Origin of the sequence: Flavobacterium cryoconiti (assembly GCF_048158645.1) — a bacterium.
Lineage (GTDB): Bacteria > Bacteroidota > Bacteroidia > Flavobacteriales > Flavobacteriaceae > Flavobacterium > Flavobacterium cryoconiti.
The window spans coordinates 35,268-56,494 of sequence record NZ_JBLNKW010000005.1 but is presented as its reverse complement, the minus strand read 5'-3'; the positions used below and the strand labels follow the sequence as shown (position 1 = coordinate 56,494).

12 protein-coding genes and 1 pseudogene are annotated in these 21,227 nt (G+C 33.2%); 12 read left to right on the top strand and 1 reads right to left on the bottom strand.

The window, feature by feature from the left end; translation table 11 throughout:
• Nucleotides 1-11: 11 nt before the first annotated feature.
• The 11 genes from secE (at nucleotide 12) to ACM55H_RS08535 (ending at nucleotide 17,000) form a co-directional block, all read left to right on the top strand.
• On the top strand, nucleotides 12-209 hold the full coding sequence (gene secE / locus ACM55H_RS08585; protein ID WP_039109059.1) for a preprotein translocase subunit SecE: 198 nt from the start codon (nucleotides 12-14) through the stop codon (nucleotides 207-209).
• Nucleotides 210-219: 10 nt separating this feature from the next.
• Nucleotides 220-771, top strand: coding sequence for a transcription termination/antitermination protein NusG (gene nusG / locus ACM55H_RS08580; protein ID WP_416836117.1), 552 nt, complete (start codon nucleotides 220-222; stop codon nucleotides 769-771).
• Nucleotides 772-839: 68 nt separating this feature from the next.
• A complete protein-coding gene (rplK, locus tag ACM55H_RS08575; protein WP_035639405.1) occupies nucleotides 840-1,277 on the top strand; it encodes a 50S ribosomal protein L11 in 438 nt (145 codons plus the stop codon).
• A gap of 13 nt (nucleotides 1,278-1,290) precedes the next feature.
• Nucleotides 1,291-1,980, top strand: coding sequence for a 50S ribosomal protein L1 (gene rplA / locus ACM55H_RS08570; protein ID WP_039109061.1), 690 nt, complete (start codon nucleotides 1,291-1,293; stop codon nucleotides 1,978-1,980).
• Between the two features lie 22 nt (nucleotides 1,981-2,002).
• Nucleotides 2,003-2,515, top strand: coding sequence for a 50S ribosomal protein L10 (rplJ, locus tag ACM55H_RS08565; protein ID WP_039109062.1), 513 nt, complete (start codon nucleotides 2,003-2,005; stop codon nucleotides 2,513-2,515).
• A gap of 90 nt (nucleotides 2,516-2,605) precedes the next feature.
• A complete protein-coding gene (gene rplL, locus ACM55H_RS08560) occupies nucleotides 2,606-2,974 on the top strand; it encodes a 50S ribosomal protein L7/L12 (protein ID WP_039109063.1) in 369 nt (122 codons plus the stop codon).
• A 277-nt stretch (nucleotides 2,975-3,251) separates the two neighbouring features.
• Complete coding sequence (gene rpoB / locus ACM55H_RS08555; RefSeq protein WP_416836116.1) at nucleotides 3,252-7,064, top strand: DNA-directed RNA polymerase subunit beta; 3,813 nt, start codon at nucleotides 3,252-3,254, stop codon at nucleotides 7,062-7,064.
• 247 nt (nucleotides 7,065-7,311) lie between these two features.
• Complete coding sequence (rpoC, locus tag ACM55H_RS08550) at nucleotides 7,312-11,625, top strand: DNA-directed RNA polymerase subunit beta' (protein ID WP_416836115.1); 4,314 nt, start codon at nucleotides 7,312-7,314, stop codon at nucleotides 11,623-11,625.
• 10 nt (nucleotides 11,626-11,635) lie between these two features.
• Nucleotides 11,636-11,947 (top strand): DUF3467 domain-containing protein, encoded by a 312-nt coding sequence (locus ACM55H_RS08545; RefSeq protein WP_035670440.1) that lies wholly within the window; start codon nucleotides 11,636-11,638, stop codon nucleotides 11,945-11,947.
• A 333-nt stretch (nucleotides 11,948-12,280) separates the two neighbouring features.
• Nucleotides 12,281-12,592 (top strand): hypothetical protein, encoded by a 312-nt coding sequence (locus ACM55H_RS08540; RefSeq protein WP_416836114.1) that lies wholly within the window; start codon nucleotides 12,281-12,283, stop codon nucleotides 12,590-12,592.
• Between the two features lie 241 nt (nucleotides 12,593-12,833).
• On the top strand, nucleotides 12,834-17,000 hold the full coding sequence (locus tag ACM55H_RS08535; protein ID WP_416836113.1) for a hybrid sensor histidine kinase/response regulator transcription factor: 4,167 nt from the start codon (nucleotides 12,834-12,836) through the stop codon (nucleotides 16,998-17,000).
• Between the two features lie 229 nt (nucleotides 17,001-17,229).
• Here the strand turns inward: ACM55H_RS08535 and ACM55H_RS08530 are convergent.
• Nucleotides 17,230-17,827: pseudogene (locus ACM55H_RS08530) on the bottom strand (transposase); the annotation flags it as partial.
• Between the two features lie 364 nt (nucleotides 17,828-18,191).
• On the opposite strand from ACM55H_RS08530, the gene ACM55H_RS08525 reads away from it, so the two are divergent.
• Nucleotides 18,192-21,215 (top strand): SusC/RagA family TonB-linked outer membrane protein, encoded by a 3,024-nt coding sequence (locus ACM55H_RS08525; protein ID WP_416836112.1) that lies wholly within the window; start codon nucleotides 18,192-18,194, stop codon nucleotides 21,213-21,215.
• Nucleotides 21,216-21,227: the final 12 nt, after the last annotated feature.

Genomic DNA, 21,227 nt, shown 5'->3' with positions numbered 1-21,227 from the left:
ACTAAATCATAATGACAAAAGTTGTTAATTACATATCAGAAGCATTTGAAGAATTAAAGTCAAATGTAACTTGGCCGGCTTGGGCTGAGGTGCAACGTCTAACGATTGTTGTTGCTGTTTTTTCAGTATTATTCGCTTTGGCAACTTGGGGAGTAGATGAAATTTTCGCAAAAGCTTTGGCTGGATTTTTTAACTGGATAAAAGCATAATTTTTTTGTTATGGCAGATAATAATATTAAAAAGTGGTATGTAGTTAGAGCAGTAAGCGGACAAGAAAATAAAGTGAAAGCGTATATCGAAACCGAAATCGCAAGATTAGGGATGGGTGACTATGTTTCGCAAGTTCTAGTTCCTACTGAAAAAGTAGTTACTGTAAAAGAAGGAAAGAAGATAATCAAAGATAAAGTTTATTTTCCTGGTTATGTTATGATTGAGGCGAATCTAATAGGTGAAATACCTCATATTATCAAGTCTATAACAAGTGTTATTGGTTTTTTAGGTGAAATTAAAGGTGGTGAGCCTGTGCCGTTAAGACTATCTGAAGTTAACAGAATGTTAGGTAAGGTAGATGAGTTGGCTGTGAATACAGATACTCGTGCTATTCCTTTTAATATTGGAGAAACTATTAAGGTTGTTGATGGTCCTTTCAATGGTTTCAACGGAACGGTTGAGAAAATCAATGAAGAAAAGCGTAAGCTAGAAGTGATGGTTAAGATTTTCGGAAGAAAAACACCATTGGAATTGAGTTTTATGCAAGTTGAAAAAGTATAATTTTTTGTTACATCTATAATATCCATTACAATCGCTTCCAATGATTGTAGTGTTAAATTTTTTAAAAAATGGCTAAAGAAATTAGTAAGGTAGTTAAACTACAAGTTAAGGGAGGTGCTGCGAACCCGTCGCCACCGGTTGGACCTGCTTTAGGAGCTGCTGGGGTAAACATCATGGAATTCTGTAAGCAATTTAATGCTAGAACTCAAGATAAACCCGGCAAAATATGCCCAGTACAAATTACTGTGTATAAAGACAAATCATTTGATTTTGTTGTAAAAACTCCTCCTGCTGCTGTCCAGTTATTGGAAGCTGCAAAGCTAAAGTCCGGATCAGGTGAACCAAATCGTAAAAAAGTAGCTAGCGTTACTTGGGATGTTATCAAAGCAATTGCTGAAGATAAAATGGTAGATTTAAATGCATTCACAATCGAATCTGCTATGAGCATGATCGCTGGAACAGCTAGATCTATGGGTATAACTGTATCAGGAGATTCTCCTTTTTAATTAAGAGAAAGACATGGCAAAATTGACAAAAAAGCAAAAAGAGGCTGCTTCAAAAATTGAAAAGAACAAACTATATTCTCTTAAAGATGCTGCGGCATTAATAAAAGTAGTTGCTTCTGCAAAATTTGATGAGTCTGTTGATATCGCAGTTCGTTTGGGCGTAGATCCAAGAAAAGCGAATCAAATGGTTAGAGGTGTGGTAACATTACCTCATGGAACTGGTAAAGATGTTAAAGTATTAGCATTAGTTACTCCAGATAAAGAAGCGGAAGCTTTAGCAGCTGGTGCGGACTATGTAGGTCTTGACGATTATTTACAAAAAATTAAGGACGGTTGGACAGATGTTGATGTAATCATCACTATGCCTTCTGTTATGGGTAAATTAGGTCCATTAGGTCGTATTTTAGGACCTAGAGGTTTAATGCCAAACCCTAAAACAGGTACGGTAACTATGGATGTTGCTAAAGCTGTTCAAGAGGTTAAAGCTGGTAAAATTGACTTTAAAGTTGATAAAACTGGTATTGTGCATGCAGGAATTGGTAAAATTTCTTTTGGTAGCGAACAAATCGTTGACAATGCACACGAAATTATTCAAACATTAATCAAACTTAAGCCAACTGCTGCTAAAGGAACTTACATCAAAAGTATTTACCTAACTAGCACTATGAGTCCTGCAATTGCTTTGGACCCTAAAGCAGTATAATTGGTAGTTAAAAATTTTTAGTATGACTAGAGAAGAAAAATCAATCGCGATTGAAGTTTTAACTGCACAGTTAGCTGGTACAAACATTGTTTATGTATCTGATATTTCTGGAATGAATGCAGAAACAACTTCAAACTTGAGAAGAGCTTGCTTTAAAGCAGGTATAAAATTAGAAGTGGTTAAAAATACTTTGCTTGCAAAAGCAATGGAAGCTTCAGCTAATGATTATGGAGATTTACCTTCAGTTTTGACTGGTAATAGTGCTATATTCATTTCTGAGATAGCAAACGCTCCTGGTAAAATTATCAAAGATTTCAGAAAAAAATCAGCTAAACCTGTATTAAAAGGAGCTTTTATTAACTCTGAAATTTATATTGGAGATGATCAATTAGATGCATTAGCAACTATTAAATCTAAAGAAGAGCTTATCGGCGAACTTATTGGATTATTGCAATCACCAGCACAAAGAGTTATTTCTGCTCTTCAAAACCAATTCGCAAAAAGCGAAGAGGCTACAGAAGAAGTGGAAGCATAATAAAAATAGAGTCTTACTCTAATTTTATTTAAAAAACGCGCACAATAAATAAATTATATTTTTACAAATCATTTTAAAACGATAGAAAAAATGGCAGATTTGAAACAATTCGCAGAACAATTAGTTAACCTAACAGTAAAAGAAGTTAACGAATTAGCAACAATATTAAAAGATGAGTACGGAATCGAACCAGCTGCTGCAGCTGTAGTAGTTTCAGGTGGTGGTGAAGCTGCTGCTGAAGATGTTCAAACAGAATTTACAGTTGTATTAAAAGCAGCAGGTGCTTCTAAATTAGCAGTTGTAAAATTAGTTAAAGAACTTACAGGTTTAGGTTTGAAAGAAGCTAAAGATGTAGTTGATAGCGCACCAAGTAATGTAAAAGAAGGTGTTTCTAAAGAAGAAGCTGAAGGGCTTAAAAAATCTTTAGAAGAAGCTGGAGCTGAGGTTGAACTTAAATAGTTAAACTCGGTTTAAAGAATTAGGTTTAGGTCTTGGGTTTAGTCGCCCAATGACCTAAACCATTTTTTCGTATAACAAAAGTCTAGTTGTATAATTACATAATAGCCTTTTTGAACAAATTCATTTTACCCATTACGAGGAAAAAAAATTAACAGATAATAAGAAAGTAGTTATCTTAAATTGGTTTTTAAAGATGTAATGGTTGTAAAAGGAAAGTATAAATAAATCAATATTTGTACAAAAAAAATTACTTTTTTAATCAAAATTTTGTCCATTGATGATAACAAATCAGACTGAAAGATTGAATTTTGCCTCAACAAAAAATATTCCTGATTATCCAGATTTTCTAGATGTTCAGGTTAAATCGTTTAAAGATTTTTTTCAATTAGAAACTAAATCTGACGAAAGAGGCGACGAAGGGCTTTACAATACCTTCATGGAAAATTTCCCAATTACTGATACAAGAAATAACTTTGTATTGGAATTCCTTGATTATTTTGTAGATCCACCACGTTACACAATTCAAGAATGTATAGAAAGAGGTCTTACTTATAGTGTGCCCTTAAAAGCAAGGTTAAAACTATATTGTACTGATCCAGAACATGAAGATTTTGAAACAATTGTTCAGGATGTATATCTTGGTACAATTCCTTATATGACACCAAGTGGTACCTTTGTTATTAATGGTGCTGAGCGTGTAGTTGTATCTCAATTACACAGATCGCCGGGTGTTTTCTTTGGTCAATCATTCCATGCAAATGGTACAAAATTGTATTCTGCCAGAGTAATTCCTTTTAAAGGTTCTTGGATAGAATTTTCTACAGATATTAATAGCGTAATGTATGCTTATATCGATAGAAAGAAAAAATTACCAGTTACCACTCTTTTTAGAGCAATTGGTTTTGAAAGAGATAAAGATATTCTAGAAATTTTTGACCTTGCTGAAGAAATTAAGGTTTCTAAAACTGGTCTTAAAAAATATGTTGGTAGAAAATTAGCTGCCCGTGTATTGAATACATGGCATGAGGATTTCGTAGATGAAGATACTGGTGAAGTAGTTTCTATCGAACGTAACGAAATAATCCTTGATAGAGATACAATTATCGACAAAGATAATGTGGAAGAAATCATTGATTCTAACGTTAAATCTATTTTGTTGCATAAAGAAGATGCTAATCAAGGTGATTATGCCATCATTCACAATACGCTTCAAAAAGATCCAACAAATTCTGAAAAAGAAGCTGTTGAACATATCTACAGACAATTGCGTAACGCAGAACCGCCTGATGAAGAAACTGCTCGTGGTATTATAGATAAATTATTCTTCTCTGATCAACGTTACAACTTAGGTGAGGTAGGTCGTTATAGAATGAATAAAAAACTTGGTTTAGATATCCCAATGGAAAAGCAAGTGCTTACCAAAGAAGATATCATTACCATTGTAAAATATTTGATCGAATTGATCAACTCTAAAGCAGAGATTGATGATATTGATCACTTATCAAACCGTCGTGTTAGAACAGTTGGTGAACAATTGTCTCAACAATTCGGTGTTGGTTTAGCTCGTATGGCTAGAACTATTAGAGAGCGTATGAACGTTAGAGATAACGAGGTGTTTACACCAATAGATTTGATTAATGCTAAAACATTATCATCTGTTATCAACTCTTTCTTTGGAACAAACCAGTTGTCTCAGTTTATGGATCAAACGAATCCACTTGCCGAGATTACACACAAAAGAAGATTATCTGCACTAGGACCAGGTGGACTTTCGAGAGAAAGAGCAGGTTTTGAGGTACGTGACGTTCACTATACGCATTACGGACGTTTATGTCCTATTGAAACTCCTGAGGGACCAAACATTGGTTTGATATCTTCTCTTGGTGTTTATGCTAAAGTAAACGGAATGGGTTTCATCGAAACACCGTACCGTAAAGTAACTAACGGAACTGTAGATTTAGAGTCTACTCCAGTTTACTTAAGCGCAGAAGAAGAAGAAGGAATGATGATTGCTCAGGCAAATATTCAAATGGATGCTACTGGAAAAATTACTGCCGAAGACGTAATTGCACGTCAAGAAGGTGATTTCCCGGTAATTGAACCAACAAGAGTAGATTATACCGATGTTGCGCCAAACCAAATTGCTTCTATTTCAGCTTCTTTGATTCCTTTCTTAGAACATGATGATGCGAATAGAGCCTTGATGGGATCTAACATGATGCGTCAGGCCGTACCATTAATTCGTCCTGAAGCCCCAATTGTTGGAACTGGTTTAGAGCGTCAAGTAGCTTCTGATTCTAGAGTTTTAATTAACGCTGAAGGAGATGGAGTTATTGAATATGTAGATGCTAATATTATCACTATCAAATACGATCGTTCTGAGGAAGAAAGAATGGTAAGTTTTGAGCCTGATGAAAAAACATACAATCTAATTAAATTTAGAAAAACCAATCAAGGAACAAGTATCAACTTGAAACCTATCGTAAGAAAAGGGGACAGAGTGATTCTTGGTCAAGTATTATCGGAAGGATATGCAACTCAAAATGGCGAATTAGCTTTAGGTCGTAACCTAAAAGTTGCATTTATGCCATGGAAAGGATATAACTTCGAGGATGCGATTGTAATTTCTGAAAAAGTAGTTCGTGACGATATTTTTACCTCTATTCATGTAGATGATTATTCATTAGAAGTTAGAGATACTAAATTAGGTAACGAAGAATTAACGAACGATATTCCAAATGTTTCTGAAGAAGCTACTAAAGATTTAGATGAAAATGGAATGATCAGAATTGGAGCCGAGGTTAAACCTGGCGACATTCTTATCGGAAAAATTACTCCAAAAGGAGAATCAGATCCTACTCCGGAAGAGAAATTGCTTCGTGCAATCTTTGGGGATAAAGCAGGTGATGTAAAAGATGCTTCATTAAAAGCGTCTCCTTCTTTACATGGTGTTGTTTTAGACAAAAAATTGTTTGCAAGAGCAGTAAAAGATAAACGTAAACGTACTCAGGATAAAGATGCTTTGGGCGCTTTAGAAATGGAATTCGAAACTAAATTTGTTGAATTAAAAGACAAATTAGTAGAGAAACTTTTCTTAATCGTTAACGGAAAAACATCTCAAGGTGTAATGAATGATTTGGGTGAAGAAGTTTTACCAAAAGGTAAAAAATATACTCAAAAAATGCTTTATGCTGTTGAAGATTTTGCTCACTTAAGTAAAGGTCAATGGGTTGCTGATGATGCAACTAATAAAATGGTTAATGATTTAATTCATAACTATAAAATTAAATTGAACGATTTACAAGGTGCATTACGTAGAGAGAAATTCACTATTACTGTTGGAGATGAATTGCCAGCAGGAATCTTGAAATTAGCGAAAGTATATATTGCCAAAAAACGTAAACTTAAAGTTGGGGATAAAATGGCTGGACGTCACGGTAACAAAGGTATTGTTGCTCGTATCGTTCGTCACGAAGACATGCCTTTCCTTGAAGACGGAACGCCAGTTGATATCGTGTTGAACCCACTTGGTGTACCTTCACGTATGAACATTGGTCAAATTTATGAAACTGTTCTTGGTTGGGCTGGTATGAACTTGGGTAGAAAATTTGCTACACCAATTTTTGACGGAGCAACTCTTGATCAAATCAATGAATTGACTGATGAAGCTGGAATACCACGTTTTGGACATACACATTTATATGATGGTGGTACAGGAGAACGTTTCCATCAAGCGGCAACAGTAGGAGTTATCTACATGTTGAAACTTGGACACATGGTTGACGATAAAATGCACGCACGTTCTATAGGTCCATACTCGTTGATTACACAACAACCACTTGGAGGTAAAGCTCAATTTGGAGGTCAACGTTTTGGAGAGATGGAGGTTTGGGCACTTGAAGCTTATGGAGCATCAAGTACACTTAGAGAAATCTTGACTGTGAAGTCTGATGATGTTATCGGTAGAGCAAAAACTTACGAAGCAATCGTAAAAGGTGAATCTATGCCAGAACCAGGATTACCGGAATCATTCAATGTATTAATGCATGAATTGAAAGGTCTTGGACTAGACATTCGTTTAGAAGAATAATATAATATTTGTCTCAGGTAGAGGCGTTGCATTGCAGCGTCTCTACTTTGGCATTTATAAAAGTTTTTAGGATTTAGACCCGTAACCCGTTCCGATTTTTTATAAAATTTCAAAAAATTTTATAACTAGCACTTCAAAAATTGTTTGAAGTTTAGAGAAGTAATCCGAGGTAATATGTAGAGAAGTAGTACCGCTACGTCTCCATAAAATCAATTTTTTAATTGCAAATAAATCAATAGTAAAAACTATGATGAATAATAGAAATAATAACAATAAAGATAAAAACCCTGTAAAAAGGTTTAATAAAATCTCAATAGGACTTGCTTCTCCTGAATCTATCTTGAAAGAATCAAGAGGTGAAGTATTGAAGCCGGAAACTATTAACTACAGAACGCACAAACCTGAACGTGATGGTCTTTTCTGTGAACGTATTTTCGGACCAGTTAAAGATTTTGAATGTGCTTGTGGTAAGTATAAAAGAATACGTTACAAAGGAATCATCTGTGATCGTTGTGGGGTAGAAGTTACGGAGAAAAAAGTACGTAGAGACAGAGTAGGTCACATCAATCTTGTTGTGCCAATTGCTCATATCTGGTATTTCCGTTCTCTTCCAAACAAAATTGGTTATATACTTGGTCTTCCGTCTAAGAAATTAGATATGATTATCTACTACGAAAGATACGTAGTTATCCAAGCAGGTATTGCTAAAAATGCAGATGGTGAATCTTTACAAAGATTAGACTTTTTGACAGAAGAGGAATATTTAAATATTTTAGATACACTTCCTGCTGACAATCAGTATCTTGATGATTTTGATCCTAATAAATTTGTTGCCAAAATGGGAGCAGAGTGTATTATGGATTTATTAGCAAGAATTGATCTTGATGCATTGTCTTATCAATTAAGACACAATGCTAACAATGAAACGTCTAAACAACGTAAAACGGAAGCGTTAAAAAGATTACAAGTAGTTGAATCTTTCCGTGAGTCTAACTTGAACCGTGAGAATCGTCCGGAATGGATGATTATGAAAGTGGTACCAGTTATACCACCAGAATTACGTCCACTTGTGCCACTTGATGGAGGTCGTTTTGCAACTTCAGATTTAAATGACTTATACCGTCGTGTAATCATCCGTAATAACCGTTTGAAAAGATTAATGGAGATTAAAGCTCCAGAAGTTATCTTAAGAAACGAAAAACGTATGTTGCAGGAATCTGTAGATTCACTTTTCGATAATACTCGTAAAGCTTCTGCAGTAAAAACGGAATCAAACAGACCATTAAAATCATTATCTGATTCCCTTAAAGGTAAACAAGGACGTTTCCGTCAAAATTTACTTGGAAAACGTGTGGATTATTCTGCTCGTTCGGTAATTGTTGTTGGACCAGAATTGAAATTATCTGAATGCGGTATCCCAAAAGATATGGCAGCAGAATTATACAAACCTTTCGTTATCCGTAAATTGATAGAAAGAGGAATTGTTAAAACGGTTAAATCAGCTAAAAAAATAATAGATAAGAAAGAGCCTGTAGTTTGGGATATCCTTGAAAATGTAATCAAAGGTCACCCAATATTACTGAATCGTGCTCCTACTTTGCACAGATTAGGTATTCAAGCATTCCAACCAAAATTAATTGAAGGAAAAGCAATCCAATTGCACCCTTTAGTTTGTACTGCATTTAATGCGGATTTTGATGGGGATCAAATGGCAGTTCACTTGCCTTTAGGACCAGAAGCTATTTTGGAAGCTCAATTATTAATGTTGGGTTCTCACAATATTCTGAATCCTGCAAATGGAGCGCCAATTACGGTACCTTCTCAGGATATGGTTTTGGGTCTATACTATATGACCAAAGAACGTTTATCTACTCCTGAGCTTAAAATTTTAGGAGAAGGAATCACTTTTTATTCTGCGGAAGAAGTAAATATTGCTTTGAATGAAGGAAGATTAGAATTGAATGCTCGTGTGAAAATTAGAGCTAAAGATTTTAATGATGCTGGAGAATTAGTGTATCAAATTATCCAAACAACTGCGGGTCGTGTATTATTTAATGAAGTAGTACCGGAAGCAGCTGGATATATCAATGATGTATTGACTAAGAAAAACCTTAGAGACATTATTGGGCACGTTTTAAGTTCTACTGATGTACCTACAACTGCGGCTTTCTTGGATAACATGAAAGACATGGGTTACAAATTTGCCTTCAAAGGTGGATTGTCATTCTCTCTTGGGGATATTAGAATTCCAGATCAAAAACCTAAATTAATTGCAGATGCCAGAGAACAAGTTCAAGGTATTTCTGCTAATTATAACATGGGTCTTATCACTAATAACGAACGTTACAACCAAGTTATTGATGTATGGACTTCAGCGAATGCTCAACTTACAGAGTTAGCAATGAAAAACATTAGAGAAGACCAACAAGGTTTCAACTCTGTGTATATGATGCTTGATTCTGGAGCGAGGGGTTCCAAAGAACAAATTCGTCAGTTAACCGGTATGCGTGGTTTGATGGCTAAGCCTAAAAAATCTACTGCTGGTGGTGGTGAAATTATTGAAAACCCGATTCTTTCTAACTTTAAAGAAGGTCTTTCTATCCTTGAGTACTTTATCTCTACCCACGGTGCGCGTAAAGGTCTTGCGGATACGGCTTTGAAAACGGCCGATGCAGGATATTTAACAAGAAGATTGCACGATGTATCTCAAGATGTTATTGTTAATATCGAAGATTGTGGTACATTAAGAGGTGTTGAAGTATCTGCATTGAAAAAGAATGAGGAAATAGTTGAATCCCTAGGAGAAAGAATTTTAGGACGTGTTGCATTGCAAGATTTGATCAATCCTTTAACTAGTGAGATTTTAGTTAAATCCGGTGAGCAAATTACAGAAGTTATAATGAAAGCAATTGACGCTTCTCCTATCGAGAAAGTGGAAGTTCGTTCACCATTAACTTGTGAAGCGTTGAAAGGTATTTGTGCAAAATGTTACGGTAGAAATTTAGCTACAGGTAAAATGACACAAAGAGGTGAAGCGGTTGGTGTGATTGCAGCACAATCTATTGGAGAACCTGGTACGCAGTTGACATTACGTACATTCCACGTTGGTGGGGTTGCGGGTGGTATATCTGAAGAGTCTAGTATTGTTACCAAATTTAATGGTAAACTGGAAATCGAAGATTTAAAAACGGTTAAAGGAGAAGATAGTGAAGGTAATGCAGTTGATATTGTAGTTTCTCGTTCAACTGAATTAAAATTAATCGATGAGAGAACAGGTATTTTATTAAGTACTAATAACATTCCTTACGGTTCTAGTATCTTCGTTAAAGACGGTCAATCTGTTGTTAAAGGAGATGTGATTTGTAAATGGGATCCATATAATGGAGTTATCGTTTCTGAGTTTACCGGTAAAATTGCTTACGAAGATTTAGAGCAAGGTCAATCATTCATGGTTGAAATTGATGAGCAAACTGGTTTCCAAGAAAAAGTAATTTCTGAATCTAGAGCTAAAAAATTAATTCCAACTTTATTGGTTTACGGTAAAGACAATGAATTAATTCGTTCTTATAACTTACCAGTTGGAGCCCACTTGATGGTTGAAAACGGAGAGAAAATTAAAGCAGGTAAAGTATTGGTGAAAATTCCACGTCGTTCTTCTAAATCAGGAGATATTACAGGAGGTTTACCAAGAATTACAGAGTTGTTAGAGGCTCGTAATCCTTCAAACCCAGCTGTTGTTTCTGAAATCGATGGTGTTGTTTCTTTTGGAAAAATCAAAAGAGGTAATCGTGAGATTGTTATCGAATCTAAATTTGGTGACGTTAGAAAATACTTGGTTAAATTATCAAGCCAAATTCTAGTTCAAGAAAATGACTTCGTAAGAGCAGGGGTGCCTTTATCAGATGGTGCAATCACTCCAGACGATATTTTAAGAATCCAAGGGCCAGCAGCTGTTCAACAGTATTTGGTAAATGAAATTCAAGAAGTATACCGTTTACAAGGGGTAAAAATCAACGATAAACACTTTGAAGTAGTAATACGTCAAATGATGCGTAAAGTAAGAGTACAAGATCCAGGAGATACTTTATTCTTAGAAGATCAATTGATTCATACTAAAGATTTTATCGTTCAAAATGATAAATTATATGGTATGAAAGTAGTTGAAGATGCTGGAGATTCCAGTGCTTTAAAAGAAGGACAAATTATTACGCCTCGTGAGTTGCGTGATGAAAACTCTCTTTTGAAACGTACAGATAAAAATCTTGTTGTAGCTCGTGATGTTGTTACTGCAACAGCAACACCAGTTTTACAAGGTATTACTAGAGCATCACTTCAAACGAAATCATTTATTTCTGCGGCATCTTTCCAAGAAACTACTAAAGTATTGAATGAAGCTGCCGTTGCAGGTAAAATCGATTACTTAGAAGGATTGAAAGAAAATGTAATTGTAGGACATAGAATCCCTGCCGGAACTGGTATGAGAGAATATGACAATACGATTGTAGGTTCAAAAGAAGATTACAATGATATGATGGCTAATAAAGAGGAGTACATTTACTAATAAAAAGGATATGAGCAATTCAAATCAACAACAAGAACAAATCAACATAGAGTTGGATGAAAAAACTGCCGAAGGAATTTATTCCAATTTGGCAATAATCAATCATTCTTCATCTGAGTTTGTTTTAGATTTTGTAAGTATCATGCCTGGTATTCCTAAAGCTAAGGTAAAATCAAGAATTGTCTTGACACCGCAACATGCCAAAAGATTGTTGAAAGCGATTGGAGAAAATATTCACCGATTTGAAGTCGCTCACGGCGAAATAAAAGATAGTGAACAACCTTCAATACCACTTAATTTTGGTCCTGCAGGACAAGCATAATTCTAAGTTATAGGTAAAAGGCTCCAGAAATGGAGCCTTTTTTTTTCATTTTTTTTTATTGTAATTCAATCTTTTTCTTTGTTTTTATTTAAAAAGTTAAAAATAAAAATGGTTGATTACCTCATGTTAATACAGTAAAATAAACAGAGTTTTTATTGGAATTTTGTCGCTTTGACGAGTATTAAGGCGATTCATCGAAAATATTTTTTATTAGAAATTTAATGGTATAGTTTCGTATCAGAATAAGAGAAACATCTTATTAATTTAAAAAAAAATATACAAATGAATCATTTTTCAAAACATATTAATAATAAAATAAACAACAAATTTTTTATGTTGCTAGTAATTATTTTATTGTCTAATGTTTCTGTTTTTGGTCAATCTACTGAAAATACTGTAGCCACTAATAATGCTACTGAAGTTTTGAATGCAGTAAAACAAGTGAATGTTTCAACAAATACTTCTTCTAATACTATGAATTTTGTACTTTGGTTTATGGGTTCAAAACAAGATCCTAATAGCTCTATTTCAAAAGAAGGAATAAATACAAAAAAACAAATTATGACTTCTGGATTGGCTCCGAATAGATTGTTAATCAAAGCCTTTTTAAAGAAAGCAGTAAGTTTAGAAAGTACAATTGCCTAAATTTAAATTGATTTTATAAAATATAAAAAAAACGCTAATTTTTAATTAGCGTTTTTTTTTATGTGATCCATCCAGAAATAACGACACACAATTTAATTTGTCTAGCCTGAATTATTGTTACAGTTAATAGGTAAATTATCATTAAATGTGATAATTTTAATTTGTCAGTATAATTTAAATGATTTATAAAATTTAAGTGTTAATTTTATCCATATCTAGTTTAAAAAGGGGGTGTTGTAATATGAAAAATTTTATTTTGTTTTGTTATTTAGTGTTGTTATCCATAGCTAGTTGGTCCCAAAAACCAATTGAAAAATATAGATTTGTTAATATAAAAGAAAACATTTCCCAACTTGGCGTACATACAATAATTCAAGACCACTACGGTTTTATTTGGCTAGGTACCAGTGGAGCTGGATTAAATAAATTTGACGGAAGTGATTACAAAACATATAAATTCAAACCAAACGATCCTACCTCATTAAGTAATAATATTATCAATTGTTCTTATCTTGACAATATGAACAGATTATGGTTTGGTACAGACGAAGGACTCAACTTATACGATTACAAGAATGATTGTTTTAAAAGAATTCTTTTATCTGAATTCAAAAAAAATAAAAGAAACATTTTGGTTAAAAGTTTGATAGGAGATAAGAAGGGGAACTTATTTATTGGTACTGTAGAACTAGGATTATTCAAGATGGATTTAAATAATTTTAAGGTTGAAAAAATATTATGTCAAGAATCTAACTTAACTTCAACTATTACGATAAATGCGCTTCAGGTAGATGTTAAGGGAAAGGTATATGCTGGAACTGATAGAGGTCTTAAAGAGTTTGACGCTAAAACAAATACACTTAAACGTTCTGTTTTTAAAAATAAAGAAGGGCTTAAGTCCATTAATGACCCTATTCAATGTTTATTAATAGAAAAAAATAATATATGGATTGGAACTGTGTCTACAGGCTTATTTAAAATTAAGAGCAATGATAATAGTAAAGATCATCTATTAGAGATAAATCATTTTCAAATTTCACAAAATCGTCTTTTATCAATTATTACTTTACCGGACAAAACCTTAATGTGTGGTACGGAGAATGAAGGGTTATTTCATATTGATTCCAATGGTGAAATTTTAAATCATTATTTATCAAGTAAATACGAAAGAAAAAATATTCTATCTAATTCTATTTGGTCTTTATTTTTGGATCGTAATGAACGTATATGGATGGGATATTACAATGCAGGAATTGGTGTTTACGACAAGTTATATGATAAGTTTGAAAATCTAGAAAGTATACCTGGCATTCCTAATTCATTACAAATAAATTCTGTTACTGCTATTGTAAAAGATCATTTTAATAAATTTTGGTTAGCTATGGATGGAGGAGGCATTGATGTTTTTGATCCTAAATCGAGTCAGTATACTCATATTGGCCCTACAGAAAACAAGGTGTTTTCGGGGCTGACCAATAATTACGTAGAAGCATTATTTATTGACAGTAAACAAAATATATGGGCTGGTACTTGGAATGGAGGGGTATATTTTTTAAAGAATGGCGATAAAAAATTCATTAATTTCACAGTAAATAATTCAGGTGGAGGTTTAACCTCCAATAATATCATCAGTATTACGGAAGATTTAGAAGGAACTATTTGGTTTGCTAGTTGGGACAAAGGTCTGCATTCGTTCAATCCGGAAACAGGAAAATTTACAAATTACAGGTCAGGGTTATTTTTAAAACACGGTATTTCAGATAGTTACGTGTCTAAAATATTAGTTGACAAAAAAGGTAATCTTTGGGTAGCGACAACAAGTTTAGGTTTGTTTATGATTAAAAAGTTAGCAGGGAATACGTTTTCTATTGTATCAATGGCTAATAGGATGTCTAAAGAACTTAAAAATTACGCAAAAACTGACGCCGTTTGGTCACTATATGAAGGAGAAGACGGTTCAATATGGATTGGAACAAGAGGTGGTGGTTTGTGTAAATACAACGGTAAAACTGATAGTTTTAAATGGTATAACAGACTAAATGGTTTAGAAGCCGATAATATAGTGGGTATTATTGGAGATTTAAAAGGAAATATTTGGCTTAGCTCAAATTCAGGAATTATAAGATTAGACGTTAAAACCAATAGGTTTACTAGTTATACAAAAAATGATGGACTTCTTTCTAATGATTTTAACCGAAATGCTACTTTTAGAGATGAACAAGGAATCATTTATTTTGGTAATTATTTTGGATTAGATTATTTCAACCCTTCAAATATTTTAGTTAATAATGTTTTACCATCGTTATATTTAACAGACTTTAAGTTATTTAATAAAACGGTTACGGCTAATCAGAAAGGGTCGCCTCTTCAAAGTGCTATTGGTGAAACGAAGAGTATTACTTTAAATAATACCCAATCTGTATTTACTATTGAATATACAGGCATTAACTATACAAGACCCGAAAAAAATCAATATGCTTATTATCTTGAAGGTTTAGAAAAATCATGGAATTATGTTGGTAGATTAAGAAGTGCCACTTATACAAATTTGGAACAGGGTAATTATATATTCAAATTAAAATCTGCCAATAGTGATGGTAAATGGAATAAAGAAATATTAGAACTAAAAATAACTGTTTTACCACCTTGGTGGAAGTCAAATATAGCTTTGTTCTCTTATGTTGTTTTCTTGCTTTTGGGGGGCTATTATTTTAATAAGATGATGGTTAGTAGGTTGAATAAAAATAAAGGAATCATTCTAGAACAAAATAAAAGAGTGCAAGAAAAGGCTTTAAATGAAAAAAAGTTTCAGTTTTTCACTAATATATCCCATGAATTAAGAACACCTCTTACGTTAATTATGAACTCTATTGACGATATTATTAGAGATGATACTTTAAATCTTGCAACACGAACAAAAGAAAAGCTTAATATTATTCATAAAAACACCAATAGACTTTATAGATTGATTAACGAGCTATTAGATTTTAAGAAACTTGAATCAAATAAATTAAAGGTTAAAGCTGTGAAATTAAATTTAGTGGATTTTATTAAAGAAGTTGTGATCCATTTTAGAGAAGAATTATCTATCAAAGGAATAGAATTTGATCTAGATTCAGATGTAGCAGATCTAACAATTTGGAGTGATGCAGATATGTTGGAAAAGATTATTTTCAATATTCTATCAAATGCTATTAAGGTTACACCAAATGGTGGGACGATCAATATCAATCTTCAATCAACGGATAAGTTATTCCATTTACCTTTAGTAAATAAAACTGAGGGGGTAAAAGCGGTAGAGATTATTATTTCTGATACGGGTCCGGGTATTGAAAAAGGAGAATTGGAAAAAATATTTGAGCGTTTTTATCAAGTTGAAAATTTAAATAAAAGTTATTACGGAGGTACAGGAATTGGTTTAGAATTGGTTCGAGATTTTGTTAGGTTACATAAAGGCGAAATTGAAGTTGACAGTAAAGTAGGAGAAGGAACAACTTTTACAATCATATTGCCAATAGGCAAGTCTCATTTTGATGATAATGAAATACTTTTAAATAGTATAGCGGTTCAAGTTAAAAAGGAACAGGCACTTACAAGTTTTGAAATAGAAAAGGAAAAGGGAATTGATATAGATGAAAATCTACATAAATATACATTGTTAATAGTAGAAGATAATTACGAACTTAGAGATTATTTAAAAAAAGAACTTGAAAATGAGTACAAGGTTTTAGTTGCTAATAATGGAAAAAATGGAATTGATTTAGCTAATGAGTTCCTTCCGGATATTATATTAACAGATGTCATGATGCCAGAAATGGATGGGTTCGATTTTTGTAAAAATATAAAGAGAGATTTAAGAACAAGTCATATTCCTGTATTAATGCTTACTGCCAAAACTGAAATCGAAGATAGAATAGAAGGTATTGAAGTGGGTGCAGATGCTTATATGGTTAAACCTTTTGATATGAGGCTATTAAGGTTGCGCTTGTCCCAGTTAATAACCAGCAGGCAGTTAATTTTTAATAAATATTTTAGTTTAATTAGTGAAGTGCCCGAGGGAATTAAAACATTATCCTTAGATAAAGAATTTATTGAGAAAGTGTTAAACTATATTAAAGAGAATATAAGTAATCCGGATCTAAATGTAGAATCACTTGCAACTCAATTAAAATTGAGTAGAAGCCAGTTTTATAGAAAAATTAAAGTGCTCACCAACCAGACCGCTAATGAGTTTTTAAGAAATGTTCGACTTCAAAAAGCAAAACAAATTTTGGAAATGGACAATGTAAGTATAAGCGAAGTATGTTATAAAACTGGATTTTCTTCCCCTTCTTATTTTACAAAATGCTTTAAGAGTTATTTTGGAATATTACCTACAGATGTTAAAATCAAAAAAAATGAGCTTTGATGATTGGTTCTGTCGATTAGAAAATCAGTGTAGAATCCTCATTTTTAAACCCACTAAGTGCAATATTCCAAAAAGGGTGTAAGTTGAAATGAATAGGTAATAAAAACGACACGCTCCCCAAAAGTTTGTAAGTTAAAAAGTTAGGCTTCGATTTTATAATCGGAGCCTTTTTTAATATGGGGATAAATTGGTTTAAAACAATTCTCCAATTTTGAATCAGCATGGATTATTTTTTGGTTACTTCTCTTAAAGCAAAAAAATACTGATTTTAGAATTGCCTCGTCTGTGGGTAATGACAATTTGTTTTTGGTGTATTTTCGGATTTTACCAGTAAGATTTTCAATTAAATTGTAGCATAAATGTTTTTTTGGATTACAATAGGAAAGTCAAAAAACACCGTGAGCTTCTCCCTGATATCGTGCCAGAATTTGAGAACATAAAAATATTTATTTTGCCATTTGTCGGTAAAATCTTTTAAAGCCTGCTCTGTAGCTTGTTTAGTTGTAGCATTGTGGTAGTTTCATATCGGCAGTAAATTGCTTACGGTTCTTCCAAGCATTTCTAATTTGATGAACCATGCAGATTTGTGTTTTGGATTTCGGAAAAATAATTCTGTCTTGAACAACACAAGTTTGTAAATCGGTTAAGACATTCATCCAAAAATTGCTGCTTTCGTATTTGCCTAGCCGCATCCCCAAATCTTCTTTTTATCCTTTTCTGTTGTGGCCTAAGGCTAAAAAGATGGTTTTGTTGATGACTTTTGAGCCATCTCTAACTTTAATAACAATGCTATTCATACAAACAATTAAATAAAGGCCTTCTGAGGGTCACTGGATATGTAAATAAATCAATTTTAGGATCGAAATTTCATTGTAGGTCATTTACAAAGAGATATTTCATAGTCAAATGGAATTTAAGACTATAAAAATTGTTGCATCTACTATAAAAATATCGCTTAAAGGCTTGTTAAATAGGTAATAGCTTTAAAAATTATAGTCATTGCTTTAAAATTGATATTTAAATTTTTGGATTTTCTTAACATTTGTCAAACTATGGAATTTAAATTTTCTTAATGGAATTAATTTGTTGAAATACTACTATTTAGATGCTCTTATTGCAATTTTATTATTCACATTGATCCTTTTTTAAATTAAATCTCATAGTACTAAAACTAACCAAAAAAAATTTTTTATGAAAAACAAACTGCTAAAAAAACTAATACTTCCAGTATTCTTATTATTTGGAAGTATTATTTATGCTCAATCAGTATCGGGTACTGTATCCGATAAAACAGGTCCAATTCCAGGTGTTAATGTATCGGTTAAAGGTACTGCTGCAGGAACACAAACAGATTTTAATGGGGCTTTTAAAATCAATGCTAAGAATGGAGATGTTTTAGTCTTCACTTTTGTAGGTTATAAATCCCAAGAGATTAATTACAAAGGGAATTCTCCAATTAATGTATTGTTGGAAGAGAATTCAAATGCTTTAGACGAAGTTGTGGTTGTAGGTTATGGGGCTAAGAAGAAAAGTTTAGTAACAGGGGCAATTTCTAGTATTAGTTCTGCTGATATTCAAAATTCTTCATCAGCACGTGTTGAGTCCGTGTTACAGGGTAAAACATCAGGTGTTACCGTTGTATCTTCTTCTGGGGCTCCAGGTTCTGGTTCTAAAGTTAGAATTAGAGGTGCTGGTTCTAATGGAAATTCAGATCCATTATATATTGTTGATGGAATGAAAGTAAGTTCTATAGATAATATTTCTCCAAATGACATTGCTAGCATGGAAGTTTTAAAAGATGCAGCATCTTCTGCAATTTATGGTACACAAGGAGCAAATGGAGTTATCATTATTACAACTAAACAAGGTAAGCCTGGAGAAACAATAGTTAGCTACAGTACGCAAATAGGTACTCAATCCGTTAGGTCTAATATGAAGTTGATGAATGCGTCTCAATTTGTAACCTATTTCCAAGAGGCAGGAAGAACTAATGTAGTTGATAACGGTATTAATACAAATTGGATCGATGAAACTTTTCGAAATGCCGCTACACAAAGACATGATTTAAGTATCTCTGGAGCGAACGAGAAAACGTCTTTCTATTTTTCAAGCTCCTATATGGATCAAGATGGAGTTGTTGGTAAAGATTCAAATTATAAAAGATTTACAGGAAGACTTAATCTTAAATCTCAAGTCAATGATTGGCTAGAAATAGGTACTAATATGACCTATTCAAATATAGGGTCTTCGCCTATTACTGAAGATAATTCAACAGCTGGAGTTGTAACTCAAGCTTTAGTTATGGATCCATTAACGCCCGTAATTTATACAGGAACTTTACCTGCAAGAGCTTTAGCTGGAGTAGCTGCAGGAACAGCTATGACAGATGGTAATGGGAATGTTTACGGATACCCAACTTATGCAACGGGTGAGGCTGTCAACCCTGTGGGATTAGCAAATTACACATTTAGAGGAGGTATTGATACGGATAAAATTTTAACATCGGTGTTTGCTAAATTGAATTTAGCGGAAGGTTTATCATTTACCTCTAGATTCGGATATGAAAGAACAAATACGTTTGATAATAGATGGAGTCCTATTTGGGTTGTATCGTCAGAAGCTCAAAATTCTACTGTAACATTAAACAATCAGATTTCAAGAAGTTCAAAATGGTTATGGGAAAATTTTGCGAGCTACACTAAAGAATTTGGTAATCATAATATAACAGGATTATTGGGGTATTCATCTGAGAAAACTAAGAGTCCATTTTATTCTTTACGCGGGGCGCAAATTCATGATCAAACGGACCAATTTGCATACTTTGACTTTGCAAACCGTAACAATGATGTAATTGGTGGTAGTATTGTTGAAAAAAGGGGAAGCTCAGTTTTTGGAAGAATTTCTTATGATTATATGGGTAAATATTTATTAGAAGGCTCGTTGCGTAACGATACTTCTAGTTATTTTCCGACTTCAAAAAAATCGGGGTATTTCCCTGCAGCTTCTGCTGGTTGGTTAGTATCTAAAGAAAATTTTTGGAAAGAAGGCTCGAAAATTGATTATCTAAAACTACGAGCTAGTTGGGGACAAAATGGTAGTGATAACAATTTAAGCACTTACATAAACAGCTTAATATTCCAAACTGTAGCAACAGAAACCGCTTTAACAGTTCCAGTTGTTTACGAAGGTCAAACTGGTATTACTCCAGGGAATTTACCAAATACCAATTTAGAATGGGAACGTTCTGAACAATTAGATTTAGGTTTTGATTTACGAGCATTAAATAATAGACTAAATTTTTCAGTTGACTATTATGTTAAAACAACTAGAAATTTACTTCTTGTAAATGGAAATATCATTGCACCTCCATCTTTAGGTGTAGGAGTTCCTTCTATTAATGCTGGAACAGTAGAAAATAAAGGGTTTGAATTTGAAACAGGTTACAGTGATAAAACAGCGGGTGGCTTTAGTTATGGTATAGACCTTAATTTGTCAACCTTGCATAATGAAGTTACCGATATTAATTATGTAGGTGACAATGGTTTTATAATAGGTGCACTGGCACCGCAAAACAATGATGGTGTAACTCGTTTCCAAAAAGGATTACCATTATGGTATTTCTATGGATATAAAACTGACGGTATAGATCCTGCAACAGGAAAAATAAAAATTGTAGATACCGATGGTGTTCCTGGAATTACATCAAACGATAAAACAAAAATCGGTTCTCCTCACCCTGATATTCTTTTTGGAGGAAATATTCAATTTGGATATAAAGGCATTGATTTAAACATTAGATTTCAAGGTACGCAAGGGAATGATATTTTTGAAGCTTTCCACCAGACTTCAAGACCGCTTACCAATCACCCAATTGAATTTTTTACGGGTAGATGGCAACAAGCAGGAGATATTGCATCTTATCCAGCTGCGCAATATGCAACATCTGCATACGATACTGATTTAGTTGTAAAAGATGGTTCTTATGTGAGAATTAAGCAAATTCAATTAGGTTATAATTTCTCTAAGGATGTTTCTAATAAAATGAAATTGAAAAAACTAAGAACTTATATTTCTTTAGATGACTATTTCACCTTTACTAAATATAATGGTTTGGATCCTGAAGCAGGAAGTTTTTCTGATAATAGTATAGGAGTAGATAGAGGATATTATCCAGTAGCTGCTAAAATATTACTTGGTTTGTCACTTGAATTTTAATAAAATAAAACA